Genomic DNA, 18,000 nt, shown 5'->3' with positions numbered 1-18,000 from the left:
ATGAACACCACGCAATTCACCGCCTGTCTACAGCACGTTGCCCAGGGCATGATCGCCAGCGAACCGCGCCTGACCGCACTCGACCAGGTCATTGGCGATGGCGATCACGGCATTGGCATTAAGCGCGGCTTTACCGCTTTGCAGACGCTACTTTCCGCGCCTGAATTTTCTCCCGCCGATATCGGTGACTGCCTGCTGCAAAGCGGCACGCGGCTGATGACCAGCATGGGCGGCGCTTCCGGCGCAATCTTTGGCACCCTGTTTCGCGCGGGCGGCAAAGGGCTGGCAGGACGCCGCGAGCTGGATGCCGCGACGCTGGCTGAATGGCTGGAGATAGGTATGCAGGCTATCCACCAGCGCGGCGGCGCAGAGCCGGGCGATAAAACGATGATGGATGCACTCGCAGCAGCGGCAACGCGCGCACGTTCAGACACGGCCCTGCCATTATCTGAAGCGCTGGCAAATTGCGCACAGGCGGCGATGGCCGGTGCGGAAGGGACATCCACGATGGTGGCCCGCTTCGGGCGCGCGAAAAATCTCGGCGAGCGGGCCATCGGCCACTGTGACCCCGGCGCGGTGTCGATGGCGCTAATTCTGCAATTTATGGCCGAATTCACCCATTCCAGCTAATCCACCCGCCCGCCTAAAAAGGGTTCATGTCCGTACATGGGCCCTTTTACGTTATAGCGAAAATCAGACGTAATTCATCATTGCAGCCGCTTTTCTGTATAATGCCCCGTGCCATAATAGATGTGGGGGGCTTGTTAACCATGATGTTAAACAAGCCAGAACAGACGGTGTCATTGCGCACTTGACAGCGAAAATACAAACTTAATTAGCCATCATTATGATAATCAAACCAAAAATTCGTGGATTCATCTGTACAACGACCCATCCGACTGGCTGTAAAGTCAACGTGGAAAAACAGATCGAATATGTGAAGAAAAACGGGAAAATCGCTAACGGCCCTTCCCGCGTGCTGGTGATCGGTGCTTCCACCGGTTACGGCCTGGCTTCCAGAATTTCCGCCGCGTTTGGTAGCGGTGCCGCCACTATCGGCGTATTTTTCGAAAAACCGGGCACGGAAACCAAACCGGGTTCCGCGGGCTGGTATAACTCTGCCGCCTTCGATGAGGCCGCAAAACGCGAAGGTCTGTACTCCAAAAGCATCAACGGCGACGCGTTCTCCGATGAGTGCCGCGACGCAGTGATCAAACTGATCAAAGAAGACCTGGGTCAGATTGATTTGGTCGTTTACTCACTGGCCTCTCCGGTGCGTAAAATGCCGAAAACCGGCGAAGTCGTTCGTTCTGCGCTGAAGCCGATCGGCGAGGTTTACACCTCTAAAGCGATTGATACCAACAAAGATCAGATCATCACCGCCAGCATTGAGCCGGCCACCGAAGAAGAAGTTCAGAACACCGTTACCGTGATGGGCGGCGAAGACTGGGAACTGTGGATGGGCGCGCTGAGCGAAGCCGGCGTGCTGGCCGAAGGCGTGAAAACCGTGGCCTACTCCTACATCGGTACCGACCTGACCTGGCCAATCTACTGGCACGGCGCGCTGGGCAAAGCGAAAGAAGACCTCGATCGCGCGGCAGGTGAACTGCGTAACCAGCTGGCTCCGCTGCACGGCTCCGCGAACGTTGCCGTACTGAAATCGGTTATCACCCAGGCTTCTTCTGCTATTCCGGTGATGCCGCTGTACATCTCTATGGTCTTCAAGCTGATGAAGGAACAGGGCATTCACGAAGGTTGTATCGAGCAGATCAACCGTCTGATGACCACCAGCCTGTACGGCGATAAAGTCGCGCTTGATGACAACCAGCGTATCCGTATGGATGACTGGGAGCTGCGTGACGACATTCAGCAGGCGTGCCGTGACCTGTGGCCGCTGATCACCACCGAAAATCTGGCACAGGAAACCGACTATGCAGGTTACAAGCAGGAATTCCTGAACCTGTTCGGTTTTGCCCTCGACGGCGTGGACTACGACGCTGACGTGAACCCTGAAGTCGAATTCGACGTCATCACGCTGTAATGCGTTGAAGCCGGGTGTCGGTTACGCCTAACCCGGCCAACGAAATTTGTCGTCCCGATAAGCGCAGCGCCATCGGGCAAAGGGTTCATGCGCAAGCATGAACCCTTTTTTATTCCGCCTGACAATACGTGATTAATCGAAACCAAAGCCTTCCGCGAACAGCACCTTCAGCTTCGCCATTGCCTCCTGCTCATCGCTACCGCTACAGATGATCTCAAGCGATCCTCGGCCTTTGATCCCCGCCCCCAGAATGCTCATGATGCTTTTCCCTTTGATGACCTTGCCGTCGTAGATCATCTCGATCCGCGATTGATACTGCGCGCAGGCTTTGGCCAGAACCCCCGCCGGACGGGCATGAATGCCGTGCTGATTGCTGATTTTCACCACTTCTTTCAACATAATTGCGTTCCCTCCTTACCGCCCGTCGCCCGGGCAAATAACCTGCACGAAGTTAAAATAGCCCTGGATCAACAGTTGCGCGACCATGGCGCCAGGATCGACAAACGTGCGCGACCGCTCACCGTGAATGGCCGCACGCCCGTGCTTCGCCACCATGGTGGCTGTCTGCTGCACGCCTTGTTGCGCTTGCAGTAGCGCATTCCTCGCCGTGGTCAGCGGTTCCTCTCCGACAAGCAGCGCCGCCAGCGCGGGGGCCATACCATCGAGGAAGGTTTTTTCGCCCGGCTGCGCTTTCCCGCGCTGCTGGACGCCGTCGTACCAGGCCTGGAACAATACGCCAGCTTCCGTTAGCTCCAGCGTTTGCCGGCCTTTAAACGTCTTACCCGCCTGCATCAGCCCGGAAGCCATCAGCGTCCCCATCGTCGACGGCACCGCCGAGGCCATCGCCTTGCCAGCCATGTAGAAGAATCGCCCCATGTCACGTTCTTCGCTCTGCTGCGCGTAGCGCGCCGCTGCCGCGAAACCGTCGCTCATGGTCAACCCTAAATCACCGTCGCCAACCACGCTATCCAGCTCGGTCAGGACCGATTTGTTGGCCTCCATGATACGCTCCCACTCGGTAAAAAGCGGTCGCAGACTCTGCGTATCTAGCGTCATCCCCCCTCCTTAAGCCGGAAACTGGCGGAACATCGGGGTATCGGCCCCGGCGTTGAGCAGCGTTTTCAGCTCTTCATCCGCCGGCATCAGGCTAATGGACATACCGGTCATCTCCATTGCCGTCGCAAATTCGCCAATCCAGACGCGGAAAACGCGCATCTGGCTCTCGGCCAGAATCTGATATACATGGCGATACATCAGGTACAACTCTTCCAGCGGCGTGGCGCCAAGCCCATTGATCAGCACGGCAACTTCATCGCCCTGCTGGCAAGGTGAGTCCGCCAGCAGCCAGGACATCATCTCTTCGGCAATCTGTTCGGCGCTCAGCTGCGGACCCCGGCGGATACCGCTTTCGCCGTGAATCCCCATGCCAATCTCCATTTCATTGTCACCAATATGAAAACCTGGTTTACCGATTCGCGGCACGATACACGGCGATAACGCGACGCCCAGCGTACGCACGCGATCGCCTGCTTTCTGCGCAATGCGCTGGACGGTTTCAAGGTCATCCATTCTGGCCGCAGACGCCCCGGCGCATTTGTAGACGAAGAAGATCCCCGCGACCCCACGACGGGTGGTGGCTGCTGTACCGTCCGGCACCGCACCTGCCGAATCGTCAGCCGCCACTACCGTCGCGGTCCGGATATCACTCTCCATGTCGGCCATTTCCGCTGCCATATCAAAATTGAAAATATCGCCGTTATAGTTACCGTACAGGTACAGCACGCCCGCACCGCTATCGACCGCCTGCGTGACGGCGAGAATCTGCTCTGGCGACGGCGACTGAAACACATCGCCGATCGCACAGCCGTCCAGCATGCCCTGACCGACATAGCCAAGGAATAGCGGCAGATGCCCAGAACCACCACCGGTGACGATCCCCACCTTGCCGGGCACCGGACGCGCCGTGGCAAGACAGTGGAGATCCTCATTAACACGGCGGAATTTATCGGGATGCGCCAGATAGATACCCTCCAGCATCTCCGGGATAAAGTTCTCCGCCTGATTCAGAAATTTTTTCATGCGCTCTCTCCATGAATATTCCGCCCAGAACGGGCAGGCGCTTCAGTTAGCGGGCAAATTTAATCTGTGACGGGTAGGCCCAGCGCTGCAGCTCCTCTGGCGCAAAGGACTCAGGTTCCTTGCCGCCGTTAATCATCAGCGCGTGGTAGTAAATCTGCGCCATCTCCTCAAGATAGGCAGACTTCAGCACCGCTTCATACGGGTCTTTATCCACGCCAATGGCGCCATGTTTTTCCATGAGAATGGCATCAGCGCGTTTGATTGGCTCGATGACGCTGTTCGACAGCGCTGGCGTACCGGGGCGTCCATACGGAGCGACCGGAATCACCCCATCTTTCAGATTGAGGATCGCGCATTCGTACACGACCGCCGGGATCGGTTTATTCAGTACGGCAAACGAAGTCGCATAGAGCGAGTGAGTGTGGGAGATAGCGAACACGTCTGGCCGTGCTTTGTAGATTTCAATATGCATCAGGCATTCGCTGGTCGGACGTAAACCGGCTTCGCTTTCAATCACGTTTGCCTCAACGTCCATCACCACGATATCCCGGGTTGTTAAATGCATTTTATCAATGGTCGTCGGCGTCACCAGAATAAGACCGGTGTCTTTATCTCTGACGCTGGAATTACCCGCTTTATGTTTACACAGTCCCCATTGCTGAGCGGTTCTGGCCATTTCGACAACGTGTTTTTTCTGAATTTCTAACATAATATTTATCCTGTATACGGTTATAGGGGCGAGCGATGTCGCGACAATGGTTGCCGGGAAATAGCGTTGCAGTTTTTGGCTACAACGGTGTTTAATGACTTATTACAGGTGACGGCCTAATTCTTTTATCAATGCATATTCATCCTGCGCACGGCGAATAACATTACCGCCATCATAAAACTCGAGAAATTCATTTAATTGCGCGAGTGCCTTGAGATGTTTCTGTGGATTATTAGTCGCCAGGACGATAATAATATCGGCCTGCATATAACCCGCGAAATCAATCCTGGAAGGCAGACGTAATAACGCCATCCCCGTATCCAATGCGCCATCATCGACGCCCGCGTGGGCGATAATCACGCCATCGGCCAGCATGATATAGGGCTGCTCATCGGCGATTTTATTCAGCATAATTTGCAGATAGCGGGGTTCAATCACGCCGCTTTCCAACAGTGACGCAGCAGCCTGAGTAATGGCCTGCTGCCAGTCGCCGGGTCGAGAAGTGACAAACTGAACGTGTTCGCGCTGCAGTAAGTCCGTCAGCGACGGCGTCGGCGGTTCAATGTTGCCCGCCGCGCTCGCGGCGCTTTTCTCATCGTAGATATAGCTGGCCAGCGCGCGCTGCAACCCTTTGTGATCGATAATGTTGCCGAAGCGTTCGAAGATAAGCAGCAGTTGCTCTATCTGAATGATGTTCGGGTCCACACCCTGCAGCGCGCTGATAACATGATTGCGGAATGCGCTCTTATGGATGCTGCTGATAGATGGATTCACCACAAACACCATCTTGCTGGTGTTCAGGTGTGTGGTTGAGAAGACTACATCGTAGTGCCCGGTATAGCGCTCAAACTCGCGGCGCGACATTACCTCGGTAAAGTGCAATTCCGGGAATAGCACCTGCAGCGTCAGAAACAGATAAGTCGAAATCGTGGCGCTATTCTCACACACAACCACCGCGGTTTTCTGCAGTTTAATCTGATGGATAACCCCTTCGCGGGTCAGCCAGCCGCCAAAAAGCACCGTCAAAAATGCCATCTCTTCATCGGGAATTTCACAGTGCAACACCGTTTCGAACGGCACCGCCGCCCGGCGAACCATCTCGTGCAGGTGGCTGAATTCTTTCACCACCAGATCGTACACGCTGCTGGTGTTGGTCAGATGGTAGCGAATACGATAATAGGCCGGTTTCCAGTGCTGATAGATTTTCTCAATCAACTCATTTTTTTCTTTGATGGTGACGCAGCTTATTTTTTCAAAATTATCGACTACCGCGACCACGCTTTCGAGCAGAAGCGTATCAAGGTGGAAATATTTATCGGCAATACTTTGAATATTTGAACTTTGGATCAGTGCCGTCAGGAAAACCAGTTCATTTTCACTACTGATATTGATTTTACTGATAACGCTCTGCATTAACGTAAATTCTCTGCTGCCAATAATATCGGCGTAGCTGCTCGGGATATTGACCAGACTTTTTCCTGAGTCAATACGGTGCAGGACAAAGCAGATAAAATAAATAAGCTCCTGAAGCTGGCGGTCGGTAAACTGAATTTTAAAACGTTTTTCAATTTCGCTGAAAACATTACCCACCTTTTCCAGATAGTCGCTCATCACATTGTTGTATTGGGCAATAATGTTTTTGGCGACCGGGATTTCCAGCACCCGGCGCAGGCAGTTTAGCAACAGGTAGCGCTTTTCCAGTTCCTCACCCAGAATATGGTAGCCATTGCCCCTGTCATAGCTTATCTCCAGCCCGTGCTCGATAACTTCGGTTCGCACCTTTTTCAGGTCGTTGATAATCGTATTCTGACTGACGCCCAGCGAAGAGGAGAGATGCAGCAATGAAAGCCGCTCGCTGCGGGTTAACAGCATAAAAATAATCATCTGCCCGCGTTCATCTTCCGAGTAGAGATAGCGATGCTCGGTTTCAGCGGTCTGATTCTGGCGAAAATGCTCAATCACATGGCGCGGAATATGCAGCTTCCCGGTTTTCAGGCGGTTGATCCGGTCGAAGTGGTTCGATTCCAGATAATCATTCACCTTTTTCAGCGTATAGCTCAGCTGTTTGCGCGTCAGGCAAAACTGCTCCTCAAGCTTCGTCCCCGTGATGCCCGGATCGTTCACAATGGCATCCAGCACTGCAACCACGCGTTTATCCATAGCCATGTCGACTCTCCTGCAATCAAAAGTCTGGCGGCGACGCCTGCCGCCAGACATGCACATGAAACCCAGAATTACGCCTGCTGAGCTTTCTCCTGCTGCTCGGCTTCCTGCTGCGCCAGATTGCTTTCACGACGCAGCTCGCGGGAGTAGAAGAAGTAGCCGCAGCCCCACCACAGGGCAAACACCAGCGGGATAAAGTTGCCTTCCAGGAATTTGAACAGGAAGGAGAAGGCGTAGGTAAAGACCGGGGCATCAATAGAGCTGTTCGAAATCAACTGCCCTGCCGGAATGGTGATCGCTTTCGTGGCCAACCCGAGGTCGGTAATCATTGGCGCGAACTGCGTGCCCACGAACAGGAAGAACGGCACGCCAATAATGCTCAGGATAACCATGCGCAGCGTATTACCGCGCGTCACCAGATAGGCCGGAACAATCAACGCAATATTGATGATGCCGGCAAACGGCAGGATCTTATTTCCCGGCAGAATCAGTGCCCACAGCAGGGTGAACGGGATGGCGACAATAATGGCAAACCAGATCTCACTCGCACCGCCCATAAACGGCCAGTCAATACCGACAAACAGCTTACGCCCGGAGAATTTCTTGTTCATATAGTCGCTAATGGCCTCAGAGATGGGCGACAGCGCCTGCATAAAGAGCTTAGAAATCATCGGGAACAGCACCAGCGCCGTTGAGGCCTGCACGCCCAGCATCAGCGTTTTCGCAACGCTGTAGCCCGCAATGACCCCAAACAGGATCCCCAGAATAAAACCAATGATGTGGTTTTCGGCAAAGACCCCGACTTTAGCGCGCAGAGCACTGGCGTCCATTGGCTTATTGCAGACCGGAATTTTACGCAGCAACAGATCGAACGGGTAATAAATGGCACCGAAGAAGACCATACGGTGCGTACAGGTCACCCCCGGAATCCCCGTGAGTTTCTCAATACGATGCTGGTGAATATCCCCCGCATTCAGTTCCATGATGATCTGGAAGGCAGCAACCAGGAACGCCAGTACCAGACTCCAGACTGGGCCAAACAATGGGGTGGTGACGCTCACCACGATAAACGCGGTAAAGATTTTCCCCCACACGTTCCAGAGGTCGGCGTTGAAGGTATTGGTCTTGTTTAGCATCAACATCACAATGTTTACGCCAACCTGAAGCGGGAACATGGCGAATGCATAAGGCCAGGCCCAGGAAATATTCGCCATCGTCGTCCAACCGCCGTCGACGATACTTAACTCAAGGCCGGTACGGTTCATCATGGTCTGCGCGGCGACACCGATAGCATCAACCATAAAGCCAATCAGCATGCTCATCCCAACGAAGGCGACGCCCAGCGTAATGGCCGCCGACGCCGCATCGCGGAATTTCATCCGCACCACCAGCCCGGCTAATAACATAATAAAAGGCACAAAAACCGGCGCGCCTAAATTCAGAATATAATTTATGACTACACCAAGAAAGTCCATAGCACTTCTCCACTAAAATAATTATACGGATTAAAGAGCTACGCCTTATTTACAGGCATCAATGACCTTTTGTAATTCCTGTTCCATACCCATACCGGTCAGAAATGCAATACCGTTAATTACGGGGATAGGATATTGCTTATCAACTTTCGTAATTGCGATATATGCAGCACTATCCTTAATATGGTTATCGAGAGATTTAAGGTCGATTACTTCAACTTTAATATGTGATTGATTACGTTCATTCAATAAGCGAGTCACTTTACTGGCAACTGTTTGTGAGGTCGCAACGCCGCTTCCACAGGCAACAATGACTTTTTTCATTTTATAAATCCTTATCCAATTGCAGTCTTGATGTGAGGGTACAGAGAAAGGTATCTACATCTTCTATCTCGCGTAGGGTCTGGACGACCTGCTCATCAGCAAGGCAGTCCATCAGGTTTTGCAGCGCTGTCAGGTGGCTGCTGTGGTCGATAAAACCAAGGAGAACAATAAATTGAACGTAGAGCGTGTTGTCGTCATTCCCCATTTCCTGCCAGGCGAGAGGTTGTGACAGCCGCGTAACAGAGATAAAGGGACGGATGACGTGCTGGGGATCGGTATGTGGCAGCGCGATAGCCACCGGCAGCGTGGGTAACCCGGTTGGATAAGCTTTTTCTCTGGCAAGAATGGCATCGAGGAAAGACTCCCGAACGTAGCCTTTTTCTTTCAGCAGTAAAAATATCGAAGAAAAAAAGTCCGTGGAATTATTATAATGCTTGTCCAGGAACGTAAGCTGAGGCGTGAAATATTTACTTCCTTGCGCATTTTCATTCGGGGTATCAACTATATCCGCTCTCATCCGAATATCCTCTCTAACCGCTAAAAATTAACTACCGACAATGTTAATTCAGGAGTTACGGTCGAGCGAGAAGAATTGCCCCCAAAAGATGACCAGAACCTGGCGCAACGCGGTGAGCGTTTTATTATGAATTGCATCACATTTTTATAGTAAGAACACGCTAACAGGAATAATAGAGAGGTACATAGACAGGAAAATGAAATAATAAGGGATAACCGCGATGGTTATCCCCCGTGAAACGGTGCTTAGCCCGCCAGGAAGAAGCGGAACGCCGGGTTATTGGTCTCGTCGTGGCACTCATAGCCCAGTTCATTGAGCCGGGTTTCAAAGTCCGGTTCATTCTCGCCCAGCTCAAACGCCGCCAGTACACGGCCGTAGTCGGTGCCGTGGCTACGGTAATGGAATAGCGAAATATTCCAGTGCGTACCCAGAGTGTAGAGGAACTTCAACAGCGCGCCCGGTGATTCCGGGAATTCAAAGCTGTAGAGACGCTCTTGCAACGGCTTCGACGGACGGCCGCCGACCATATAGCGCACGTGCAGCTTAGCCATTTCGTCGTCGGAGAGGTCAACAACGCTGTAGCCACCATCATTGAGCAGATTAAGGATCTCCTTACGCTCTTCGAGGCCGCGGCTCAGACGCACGCCAACAAAAATGCAGGCGTTTTTCGCGTCGGCGAAGCGGTAGTTGAACTCGGTCACCGAGCGTCCACCCAGCAGCTGGCAGAACTTCAGGAAGCTGCCTTTCTCTTCCGGAATCGTCACCGCCAGTAGCGCTTCACGCTGTTCCCCTAGCTCGCAGCGTTCGGAAACGTAGCGCAGACCGTGGAAATTGACGTTGGCGCCAGAAAGAATATGCGCCAGACGCTCGCCGCGAATATTGTGCTGGGCAATGTATTTTTTCATCCCTGCCAGCGCCAGCGCCCCGGAAGGTTCCGCCACCGCGCGTACATCCTCAAACAGGTCTTTCATTGCCGCGCAGATAGCATCGCTATCAACAGTAATAATGTCGTCGAGATATTCCTGGCACAGGCGGAAGGTTTCGTCACCGATACGTTTTACCGCCACGCCTTCAGCAAAGAGACCCACACGCGGCAAATCCACAGGATGACCGGCATCCAGCGCCGCTTTCAGGCAGGCAGAATCTTCGGCTTCCACAGCAATCACTTTGATCTGCGGCATCAGCTGTTTAATCAGCACCGCCACGCCCGCCGCTAATCCGCCACCGCCCACCGGCACAAACACGCGGTCGAGGTGCGCGTCTTGCTGCAACAATTCCAGCGCCAGCGTGCCCTGCCCGGCAATCACCATCGGGTGATCAAACGGCGGCACCCAGGTAAAGCCCTGCTGCTGGGACAGCTCAATCGCTTTAGCTTTGGCTTCATCAAAGTTGGCGCCGTGCAGCAGCACTTCACCGCCGAAACCGCGAACGGCATCGACTTTGATGTCGGCGGTCGCCACAGGCATCACAATCAGCGACTTCAGGCCAAGGCGAGCAGAGGAGAATGCCACGCCCTGGGCATGGTTGCCCGCAGAAGCGGTGATCACACCCTGCGCTTTCTGCTCAGGCGTTAAGCCCGCCATCATCGCGTATGCGCCGCGCAGCTTGAAGCTGTGTACCGGCTGACGGTCCTCACGCTTCACCAGAATCACGTTATCGAGGCGCGAAGAGATCTTTTCCATTTTCTGCAGCGGCGTTACCTGTACCGCTTCGTAGACCGGTGCACGAAGCACCGCTCTCAGATACTCGGCCCCCTCAGGGGAGCCGGATAGGGGTTGTGAATCTGCCATGATTAGCCACCCAGTTTCGATTTATCGCGTACGGCGCCTTTGTCGGCGCTGGTTGCCAGGCTAGCGTAAGCGCGAAGGGCAAAGGAGACCTGACGTTCACGGTTCTTCGGCGTCCACGCCTGTTCGCCGCGGGCTTCCTGCGCTTCACGACGCGCAGCAATTTCTGCATCGCTCAGCTGCAGCTGAATGCCACGGTTCGGGATGTCGATAGCAATCATGTCGCCATCTTCGATGATCGCGATATTGCCGCCGCTGGCCGCTTCCGGAGAAACGTGGCCGATAGACAGGCCGGAGGTACCGCCGGAGAAACGACCATCGGTGATCAGCGCACAGGCTTTGCCGAGACCCATTGATTTCAGGAAGGTGGTTGGGTAGAGCATTTCCTGCATGCCCGGCCCGCCTTTCGGCCCTTCGTAGCGAATCACCACCACGTCGCCTTCGACCACTTTACCGCCGAGGATAGCCTCAACCGCCTCGTCCTGGCTTTCGTAGACTTTCGCCGGGCCGGTAAATTTGAGAATGCTGTCGTCAACGCCTGCGGTTTTTACGATACAGCCATTTTCCGCGAAGTTGCCGTACAGTACCGCCAGACCGCCATCCTTGCTGTAAGCGTGCTCCAGCGAGCGGATACAGCCTTCGGCGCGGTCGTCATCCAGTGTATCCCAACGGCAATCCTGCGAGAACGCCTGGGTGGTGCGGATGCCTGCCGGACCGGCGCGGAACATTTTTTTGACCGCTTCATCCTGGGTCACGGTGATGTCGTACTGCTCCAGCGTCTGCGGCAGGGAGAGGCCAAGAACGTTTTTCACGTCGCGGTTCAGCAGGCCAGCGCGGTCCAGCTCGCCTAAAATGCCTAATACGCCGCCTGCGCGGTGCACGTCTTCCATATGGTATTTCTGGGTACTTGGCGCCACTTTACACAGCTGCGGCACTTTACGGGACAGCTTGTCGATATCGCTCATGGTGAAGTCGATTTCCGCTTCCTGCGCCGCCGCCAGCAGGTGCAGAACGGTGTTGGTCGAGCCACCCATGGCGATATCCAGCGTCATGGCGTTCTCAAACGCCGCTTTACTGGCAATGTTGCGCGGCAGCGCGGAAGCATCGTCCTGCTCGTAGTAGCGTTTGGTCAGCTCAACAATACGCTGGCCTGCGGTGAGGAACAGTTCTTTGCGATCAGCGTGGGTTGCCAACAGCGAACCATTACCCGGCTGCGACAGGCCCAGCGCTTCGGTCAGACAGTTCATCGAGTTAGCGGTGAACATCCCGGAACACGATCCGCAGGTTGGGCAGGCAGAGCGCTCAACCTGCTCGCTCTGCGAGTCGGAGACTTTCGGGTCTGCGCCCTGAATCATCGCATCGACCAGGTCGAGCTTGATGATTTTGTCAGAGAGTTTGGTTTTCCCGGCTTCCATTGGGCCGCCAGAAACGAAGATCACCGGAATGTTCAGGCGCAGAGAGGCCATTAACATCCCCGGGGTGATTTTGTCGCAGTTCGAGATGCAGACCATCGCGTCGGCACAGTGGGCGTTGACCATGTACTCAACGGAGTCAGCGATCAGCTCGCGGGACGGCAGTGAATAAAGCATGCCCCCGTGGCCCATGGCGATACCGTCATCCACCGCAATGGTGTTGAACTCTTTGGCCACGCCGCCAGCGGCTTCAATCTGCTCGGCAACCAGTTTACCGAGGTCGCGCAGGTGGACGTGACCCGGCACGAACTGGGTAAACGAGTTCACGACGGCGATAATCGGCTTGCCGAAGTCGGCATCGGTCATCCCGGTGGCGCGCCACAGTGCGCGGGCACCCGCCATATTGCGGCCGTGGGTGGTGGTGGCGGAACGATATTTAGGCATGCTTTAGTTACTCCCAGTCTCTGTCTCGTTAATGGGGCGGTGCGTGCCGCCCCATTATTTATCTTATTGATTAACCTGATCCAACCAGCCCCATTTATCTTCGGTTTCACCGGTGAAGAGGCCAAAGAATGCTTGCTGAATACGTTTGGTGATCGGGCCACAGCGGCCTTCGCCCACCTGAATGCCATCAACGCTGCGTACCGGGGTAATTTCTGCCGCGGTACCGGACATGAACACTTCGTCGGCCAGGTACAGGGATTCGCGAGAGAGCACCTGCTCACGGACTTCCAGGCCGAGGTCTTTTGCCAGCTTGATGATCGCGTCACGGGTAATGCCCGGTAGCGCAGAAGAGGTAAACGGCGGGGTGAACAGCACGCCATCTTTCACTTCAAACAGGTTTTCACCCGCGCCTTCGGAGATGTAACCGTTGACGTCCAGCGCGATCCCTTCCTGATAGCCGTGGCGGCGCGCTTCGCTGCCGACCAGCAGCGAGGAGAGGTAGTTACCGCCCGCCTTCGCAGCGGTTGGAATGGTGTTCGGCGCGGCGCGGTTCCAGGAAGAAACCATCGCATCGATCCCCTGATCCAGCGCTTCTGCGCCCAGATAAGCCCCCCACGGGAACGCCGCGATGATCACGTCGGTGCTGTAACCGTCCGGCGGGTTTACGCCCATACCAACATCACCAACAAATACCAGCGGGCGAATATAGGCGCTGGTCAGGTTATTTTTACGCAGAACGGCGCGGCAGGCTTCCATCAGTTCATCAACGCTCTGAGAGACCGGGAAACGATAGATTTTGGCGGAGTCACGCAGGCGCTGCATGTGCTCGCGGTGACGGAAAACGACCGGGCCTTTGTGAGAGTCGTAGCAACGGATGCCTTCGAAGACGGAGGTACCGTAGTGCAGAGCATGGGACATGACGTGCACCTTTGCCTCTTCCCAACGTACCATCTCACCGTTGAACCAGATGTAATCCGCTTTTTTCGTCGTCATTTCTCTTCCTATTGCGCTCAGGCGCGAATTTGTTGTTGTGATGTGCTTGTACACTGCTGAACGGCAACCGAGGCCACGTCCACCAGTTTATTTAATTGGCTAAACAGTAAGTCGACCGACCGTGGGCTGGCAACGGTCAATTCGATATTTATGTTCTGCGCGTCGCTGGCGGTCTCCATATTCATCGAGCAAATCTGAAAGCCGCGATGACGCACTACGCGTAAGACGCGTTCTAAGGTTTCCGGGTTGAAGCGAGCCTGCACGTTGACCTGATGTTGCATCATGATAATTTCTCCAGCATTTGTGAGTTGCTGGCGCCAGGTGGCACCAGGGGCCAGACATTCTCAAGTTCGTCGATTGAGACATGAAGCAGGTACGGGCCTTCGCTTGCCAGCATGGTGTCGAGTGCCGCTTCAACCTGGTCTTTACGGGTGATGTGCTGGCCAGGGATGCCAAAGGCGCTGGCCAACATGAGGAAATCGGGGTTATCGGTAAGGGTGGTTTCGCTATAACGTTCCTGGAAGAACAGCTGCTGCCATTGTCGAACCATCCCTAACCGCTGGTTGTCGAGCAACACAATCTTCAGCGGTAACTGCTTACGCTTCACGGTGCCCAGCTCTTGCACATTCATCATGAAAGAGCCGTCACCGGAGATACAGATAACCGTATCGTTCGGGCGCGCGACCTGGGCACCCACGGCGGCGGGCAGACCGAAGCCCATGGTGCCTAAGCCGCTTGAGGTGATGAAGTTCTCCGGACGGGTGTAGGTCATGTGCTGAGCGGACCACATCTGGTGCTGGCCCACGTCGGTAGTGACAACGCTTTCCGCCGGTTTACGATCCGAGAGCTGCTTGAGCAGCAGAGGCGCATAGATAGCGTCACCAGGATGGTCATAGCGCCAGGCGTGCTCGGCGCGCATCCCGGCGGTGTACTGTCGCCAGGCGTCGATGGACAGCGGCTGCTGCAACGCGGGCAGCAGCGCATTCAGGTCGCCCTGCAACGCGACGTGCGTCTGGCGCAGCTTATTCATTTCCGCCGGGTCGATATCCATATGGATAACTTTCGCGTGCGGTGCGAAGGTATTCAGCTTCCCGGTCACACGGTCGTCAAAGCGTGCACCGACGGCGATCAGCAGATCACATTCCTGTACCGCCAGGTTAGCGGCTTTGGTTCCGTGCATCCCCAGCATACCGAGGTAGAACGGGTAATCTGCCGGTACCGCGCCCAGACCTTTCAGGGTGCAAGTCGCTGGCATTTGCGTCACAGACATAAATTCGCGCAGCGCCGGAACCGCCTGCGCCATCCCTACGCCGCCGCCTACGTACAGCATGGGTTTGTGCGCCTGCGCCAGCATCTGCTGAGCCAGTGCCATTTCGGCATGCGGGAAAACCTCGTTGCTTTCAACGGTAGAGAAGAACGGATCCAGCTCGCCTTGTGCGATCTGTACGTCTTTAGGAATATCCACCAGGACCGGGCCAGGACGGCCTGAGTTTGCCACCTGGAACGCTTCTGCCATCACGCGCGGCAGCTCTTCCAGAGATTGCACCAGGAAACTGTGTTTGGTGCAGGCCAGCGACAAACCGAGGACGTCCACTTCCTGGAAAGCATCGGTACCGATTAACGGTGCGGCAACCTGACCGGTGATCGCAACCACTGGAACAGAATCGAGCAGCGCATCGGCCAGACCGGTGATCAGGTTGGTTGCACCAGGGCCGGAAGTGGCGATACAAACGCCGGTTTTACCGGTAGCACGTGCATAACCGATGGCTGCCATCGCCGCCCCTTGCTCGTGTCGACACAGCAGATGCTCTACGCCGCCGTCATACAGCGCGTCGTAAACCGGCATAATGGCTCCACCAGGATAACCGAATACCGTTTCAACACCCTGCGCTCGCAACGCATGTACCACCCACTGTGCGCCATTCATAGTTAGTTCCCCGCCGTAGATCGTGAGAAACAGAATTTTATGCTGCGTGTCATCATCTGCCTCCCGTTATTGTTTTTAGGTCATAAAAAAACCCCCGGACCTTTCGGTGCGGGGGTCTTAGTTCGTTAAGGCTTGATTTCTAAGCCTTTCCTCGTCCAAGTGCAGCCCCGCACGGTGGGATAATAATCACCACCACGCTAATCACGACCAGGCTAATCACTCGTAGAAGGGCTGTCATTTTCGTCTGTTCTTGCATCTTGTTCGAAGGAATACCTACAGAGTTACCACAGACATCACAAAAAGCACAAGTTTTTTTTATGACGAGGATGGTTACCATGCTAATGATTTGATTAAAACAATTTGTTTTATATAGAGAATTTATGAAATGAAAAAAATTCACCTTTTAGCGCAGACAAGAGGTCGGGGGAAAACTACATGCTCGGAGCGGGTTACTTTATTCGAGAGTGCTTCCAGAAAAAATGAAATGCACTGAAAATCAGTAAAAACTCAGGAATACGCCGCGTAAATACGACAAACACCGGGTTAATGCCACGATAGTGCGACGCATAATGTCACTATTCAGGGAGGAACTATGTCGCTATCCGTCGTCTATACACGCGCCGCACTGGGAATCAGTGCCCCACTCATTACTATCGAAGTGCATATCAGCCAGGGGTTGCCCGGTCTGGTCATGGTGGGGTTACCGGAAACCACCGTCAAAGAGGCCCGTGACCGGGTGCGTAGCGCCATCATCAACAGCGGTTATACCTTTCCGGCAAAGAAGATAACCATCAATCTGGCGCCCGCCGATCTCCCCAAGGAAGGCGGGCGATATGATTTACCTATCGCTATTGCGCTCCTGGCGGCTTCTGAGCAGCTTAATAGCCAAAAACTGGGGCAGTATGAGTTTGTAGGAGAATTAGCGCTCACGGGCGCGCTACGCGGCATTCCTGGGGCGCTATCGGCTGCAATGGAGGCAACCCACGCCGGTCGCCAGATTGTGCTGTCCGACGATGACGCTCCGCTGGTTAGCCTGCTGGGCGGTAGCGACTGCCTCATTGCCGGTCATCTTCTTGAAGTCTGCGCCTTTCTTGAAGGAAAACAGAACTTACGCCTGCCACCGCCGGAGAGCCTACCGACGGCGGTGGCGTGTGAAGATTTAAACGAAGTGATGGGTCAGCAGCAGGGTAAACGTGCGTTGGAGGTAACGGCATCCGGTGGCCATAATCTTTTGCTCATTGGGCCGCCGGGTACAGGAAAAACGATGCTCGCCACACGAATGCGCGGATTGCTTCCGCCGCTTAGCGATCGCGAAGCGCTGGAAAGCGCTGCCATTATGAGTCTGGAGAATACCTATCGCGTACAAAACGAATGGCGCCGCCGTCCTTTTCGTGCGCCTCATCATAGCGCTTCCCTGACAGCAATGGTCGGCGGAGGGTCAATTCCTGCGCCAGGCGAGATCTCTCTCGCCCATAACGGCATCCTGTTTCTCGATGAGCTACCGGAATTTGAACGTCGGGTTCTGGATGCACTGCGAGAACCAATTGAGTCCGGCAAGATTCACATTTCACGTACGCGAGCAAAAATTACCTATCCCGCGCGGTTTCAGCTCATTGCGGCCATGAATCCGAGTCCGACCGGGCACTACGAGGGGCAGCATAATCGCTGTACGCCAGAGCAGACGTTGCGTTACCTCAATCGGCTTTCTGGTCCGTTTCTTGACCGCTTTGATCTGTCGCTAGAGATACCGCTGCCGCCGCCAGGTCTGCTTAGCCAGTCTGTGCATACGGGAGAAAACAGTCAGACGGTACAGCGACGGGTTATCGTGGCGCAGCAACGCCAGTATGCACGCCAGGGAAAGCTTAATGCGCATTTAGGCAGCAGCGACATTCGGCAGTATTGTTCCCTGGGGGAGGCGGATGCGTTATGGCTCGAACAGACGTTAACGCGTTTGGGGTTATCTATTCGCGCCTGGCAACGTCTGCTAAAGGTGTCGCGTACGCTGGCGGATATGGAGGGGGTTGAGGATATTGCCAAACATCATTTGCAGGAGGCGCTCAGCTATCGCGGTATCGACAGAATGCTCGCCCATCTACAAACCTTACTACAATAAAAAAGGGGCCAAGGCC

17 protein-coding genes are annotated in these 18,000 nt (G+C 54.7%); 3 read left to right on the top strand and 14 right to left on the bottom strand.

The features are described 5' to 3' along the window. Both dhaL and fabV read left to right on the top strand, forming a co-directional pair. Nucleotides 1-630 (top strand): dihydroxyacetone kinase subunit DhaL, encoded by a 630-nt coding sequence (gene dhaL, locus M989_RS14200; RefSeq protein ID WP_064546381.1) that lies wholly within the window; start codon nt 1-3, stop codon nt 628-630. A gap of 217 nt (nt 631-847) precedes the next feature. Continuing rightward, a complete protein-coding gene (gene fabV / locus M989_RS14195) occupies nt 848-2,041 on the top strand; it encodes an enoyl-ACP reductase FabV (RefSeq protein WP_064546379.1) in 1,194 nt (397 codons plus the stop codon). A gap of 132 nt (nt 2,042-2,173) precedes the next feature. Here fabV and M989_RS14190 read toward each other — a convergent pair whose 3' ends face one another. The 14 genes from M989_RS14190 to ilvL form a co-directional block, all read right to left on the bottom strand. Beyond that, the gene (locus tag M989_RS14190; protein WP_064546377.1) at nt 2,174-2,440 is read right to left on the bottom strand and encodes an HPr family phosphocarrier protein; all 267 of its coding nucleotides are present in this window, start codon (nt 2,438-2,440) and stop codon (nt 2,174-2,176) included. Nucleotides 2,441-2,455: 15 nt separating this feature from the next. Continuing rightward, nucleotides 2,456-3,097, bottom strand: a complete 642-nt coding sequence (locus M989_RS14185) for a DAK2 domain-containing protein (protein ID WP_064546375.1) — start codon at nt 3,095-3,097, stop codon at nt 2,456-2,458. A gap of 9 nt (nt 3,098-3,106) precedes the next feature. Continuing rightward, nucleotides 3,107-4,120, bottom strand: coding sequence for a dihydroxyacetone kinase subunit DhaK (locus tag M989_RS14180; RefSeq protein ID WP_064546374.1), 1,014 nt, complete (start codon nt 4,118-4,120; stop codon nt 3,107-3,109). A gap of 46 nt (nt 4,121-4,166) precedes the next feature. Next, the gene (locus M989_RS14175; protein WP_064546373.1) at nt 4,167-4,829 is read right to left on the bottom strand and encodes a class II aldolase/adducin family protein; all 663 of its coding nucleotides are present in this window, start codon (nt 4,827-4,829) and stop codon (nt 4,167-4,169) included. Nucleotides 4,830-4,931: 102 nt separating this feature from the next. Further along, a complete protein-coding gene (locus M989_RS14170; RefSeq protein WP_064546368.1) occupies nt 4,932-6,995 on the bottom strand; it encodes a BglG family transcription antiterminator in 2,064 nt (687 codons plus the stop codon). Nucleotides 6,996-7,063: 68 nt separating this feature from the next. Continuing rightward, nucleotides 7,064-8,467 carry a PTS galactitol transporter subunit IIC gene (locus M989_RS14165; protein WP_064546367.1) on the bottom strand — a complete coding sequence of 468 codons (1,404 nt, stop codon included), beginning with the start codon at nt 8,465-8,467 and terminating at the stop codon, nt 7,064-7,066. Nucleotides 8,468-8,512: 45 nt separating this feature from the next. After that, nucleotides 8,513-8,791, bottom strand: a complete 279-nt coding sequence (locus M989_RS14160) for a PTS sugar transporter subunit IIB (protein WP_064546365.1) — start codon at nt 8,789-8,791, stop codon at nt 8,513-8,515. Nucleotide 8,792: 1 nt separating this feature from the next. Next, complete coding sequence (locus M989_RS14155; protein WP_064546363.1) at nt 8,793-9,308, bottom strand: PTS sugar transporter subunit IIA; 516 nt, start codon at nt 9,306-9,308, stop codon at nt 8,793-8,795. Nucleotides 9,309-9,553: 245 nt separating this feature from the next. Next, on the bottom strand, nt 9,554-11,098 hold the full coding sequence (ilvA, locus tag M989_RS14150) for a threonine ammonia-lyase, biosynthetic (RefSeq protein ID WP_064546361.1): 1,545 nt from the start codon (nt 11,096-11,098) through the stop codon (nt 9,554-9,556). A 2-nt stretch (nt 11,099-11,100) separates the two neighbouring features. Continuing rightward, the gene (ilvD, locus tag M989_RS14145) at nt 11,101-12,951 is read right to left on the bottom strand and encodes a dihydroxy-acid dehydratase (protein WP_064546359.1); all 1,851 of its coding nucleotides are present in this window, start codon (nt 12,949-12,951) and stop codon (nt 11,101-11,103) included. 63 nt (nt 12,952-13,014) lie between these two features. Then, entirely contained in the window at nt 13,015-13,944 is a 930-nt protein-coding gene (locus M989_RS14140) for a branched-chain amino acid transaminase (protein ID WP_064546358.1), read from the bottom strand. A gap of 17 nt (nt 13,945-13,961) precedes the next feature. Beyond that, entirely contained in the window at nt 13,962-14,228 is a 267-nt protein-coding gene (gene ilvM / locus M989_RS14135; protein WP_040118523.1) for an acetolactate synthase 2 small subunit, read from the bottom strand. Then, entirely contained in the window at nt 14,225-15,871 is a 1,647-nt protein-coding gene (gene ilvG, locus M989_RS14130) for an acetolactate synthase 2 catalytic subunit (RefSeq protein ID WP_064546356.1), read from the bottom strand. Before ilvG ends, ilvM begins: the two co-directional genes overlap by 4 nt. Nucleotides 15,872-16,010: 139 nt before the next feature. Beyond that, nucleotides 16,011-16,109 carry an ilv operon leader peptide gene (gene ilvL / locus M989_RS24680; protein WP_001311244.1) on the bottom strand — a complete coding sequence of 33 codons (99 nt, stop codon included), beginning with the start codon at nt 16,107-16,109 and terminating at the stop codon, nt 16,011-16,013. Between the two features lie 354 nt (nt 16,110-16,463). Here ilvL and M989_RS14125 point away from each other — a divergent pair, with 354 nt between their 5' ends. Then, nucleotides 16,464-17,984: a YifB family Mg chelatase-like AAA ATPase gene (locus M989_RS14125; RefSeq protein WP_064546353.1), complete on the top strand. Its 1,521-nt coding sequence runs from the start codon at nt 16,464-16,466 to the stop codon at nt 17,982-17,984. Nucleotides 17,985-18,000 lie beyond the last annotated feature (16 nt).

The organism is Kluyvera georgiana ATCC 51603 (genome assembly GCF_001654985.1).
GTDB lineage: Bacteria > Pseudomonadota > Gammaproteobacteria > Enterobacterales > Enterobacteriaceae > Kluyvera > Kluyvera georgiana.
This window is presented reverse-complemented; position numbering and strand designations above follow the sequence as displayed.

Coding starts and splice junctions, on each gene's coding strand:
- dhaL (WP_064546381.1), top strand. CDS start 1: ATGAACACCACGCAATTCACCGCCTGTCTACAGCACGTTGCCCAGGGC.
- fabV (WP_064546379.1), top strand. CDS start 848: ATGATAATCAAACCAAAAATTCGTGGATTCATCTGTACAACGACCCAT.
- M989_RS14190 (WP_064546377.1), bottom strand. CDS start 2,440: ATGTTGAAAGAAGTGGTGAAAATCAGCAATCAGCACGGCATTCATGCC.
- M989_RS14185 (WP_064546375.1), bottom strand. CDS start 3,097: ATGACGCTAGATACGCAGAGTCTGCGACCGCTTTTTACCGAGTGGGAG.
- M989_RS14180 (WP_064546374.1), bottom strand. CDS start 4,120: ATGAAAAAATTTCTGAATCAGGCGGAGAACTTTATCCCGGAGATGCTG.
- M989_RS14175 (WP_064546373.1), bottom strand. CDS start 4,829: ATGTTAGAAATTCAGAAAAAACACGTTGTCGAAATGGCCAGAACCGCT.
- M989_RS14170 (WP_064546368.1), bottom strand. CDS start 6,995: ATGGCTATGGATAAACGCGTGGTTGCAGTGCTGGATGCCATTGTGAAC.
- M989_RS14165 (WP_064546367.1), bottom strand. CDS start 8,467: ATGGACTTTCTTGGTGTAGTCATAAATTATATTCTGAATTTAGGCGCG.
- M989_RS14160 (WP_064546365.1), bottom strand. CDS start 8,791: ATGAAAAAAGTCATTGTTGCCTGTGGAAGCGGCGTTGCGACCTCACAA.
- M989_RS14155 (WP_064546363.1), bottom strand. CDS start 9,308: ATGAGAGCGGATATAGTTGATACCCCGAATGAAAATGCGCAAGGAAGT.
- ilvA (WP_064546361.1), bottom strand. CDS start 11,098: ATGGCAGATTCACAACCCCTATCCGGCTCCCCTGAGGGGGCCGAGTAT.
- ilvD (WP_064546359.1), bottom strand. CDS start 12,951: ATGCCTAAATATCGTTCCGCCACCACCACCCACGGCCGCAATATGGCG.
- M989_RS14140 (WP_064546358.1), bottom strand. CDS start 13,944: ATGACGACGAAAAAAGCGGATTACATCTGGTTCAACGGTGAGATGGTA.
- ilvM (WP_040118523.1), bottom strand. CDS start 14,228: ATGATGCAACATCAGGTCAACGTGCAGGCTCGCTTCAACCCGGAAACC.
- ilvG (WP_064546356.1), bottom strand. CDS start 15,871: ATGAATGGCGCACAGTGGGTGGTACATGCGTTGCGAGCGCAGGGTGTT.
- ilvL (WP_001311244.1), bottom strand. CDS start 16,109: ATGACAGCCCTTCTACGAGTGATTAGCCTGGTCGTGATTAGCGTGGTG.
- M989_RS14125 (WP_064546353.1), top strand. CDS start 16,464: ATGTCGCTATCCGTCGTCTATACACGCGCCGCACTGGGAATCAGTGCC.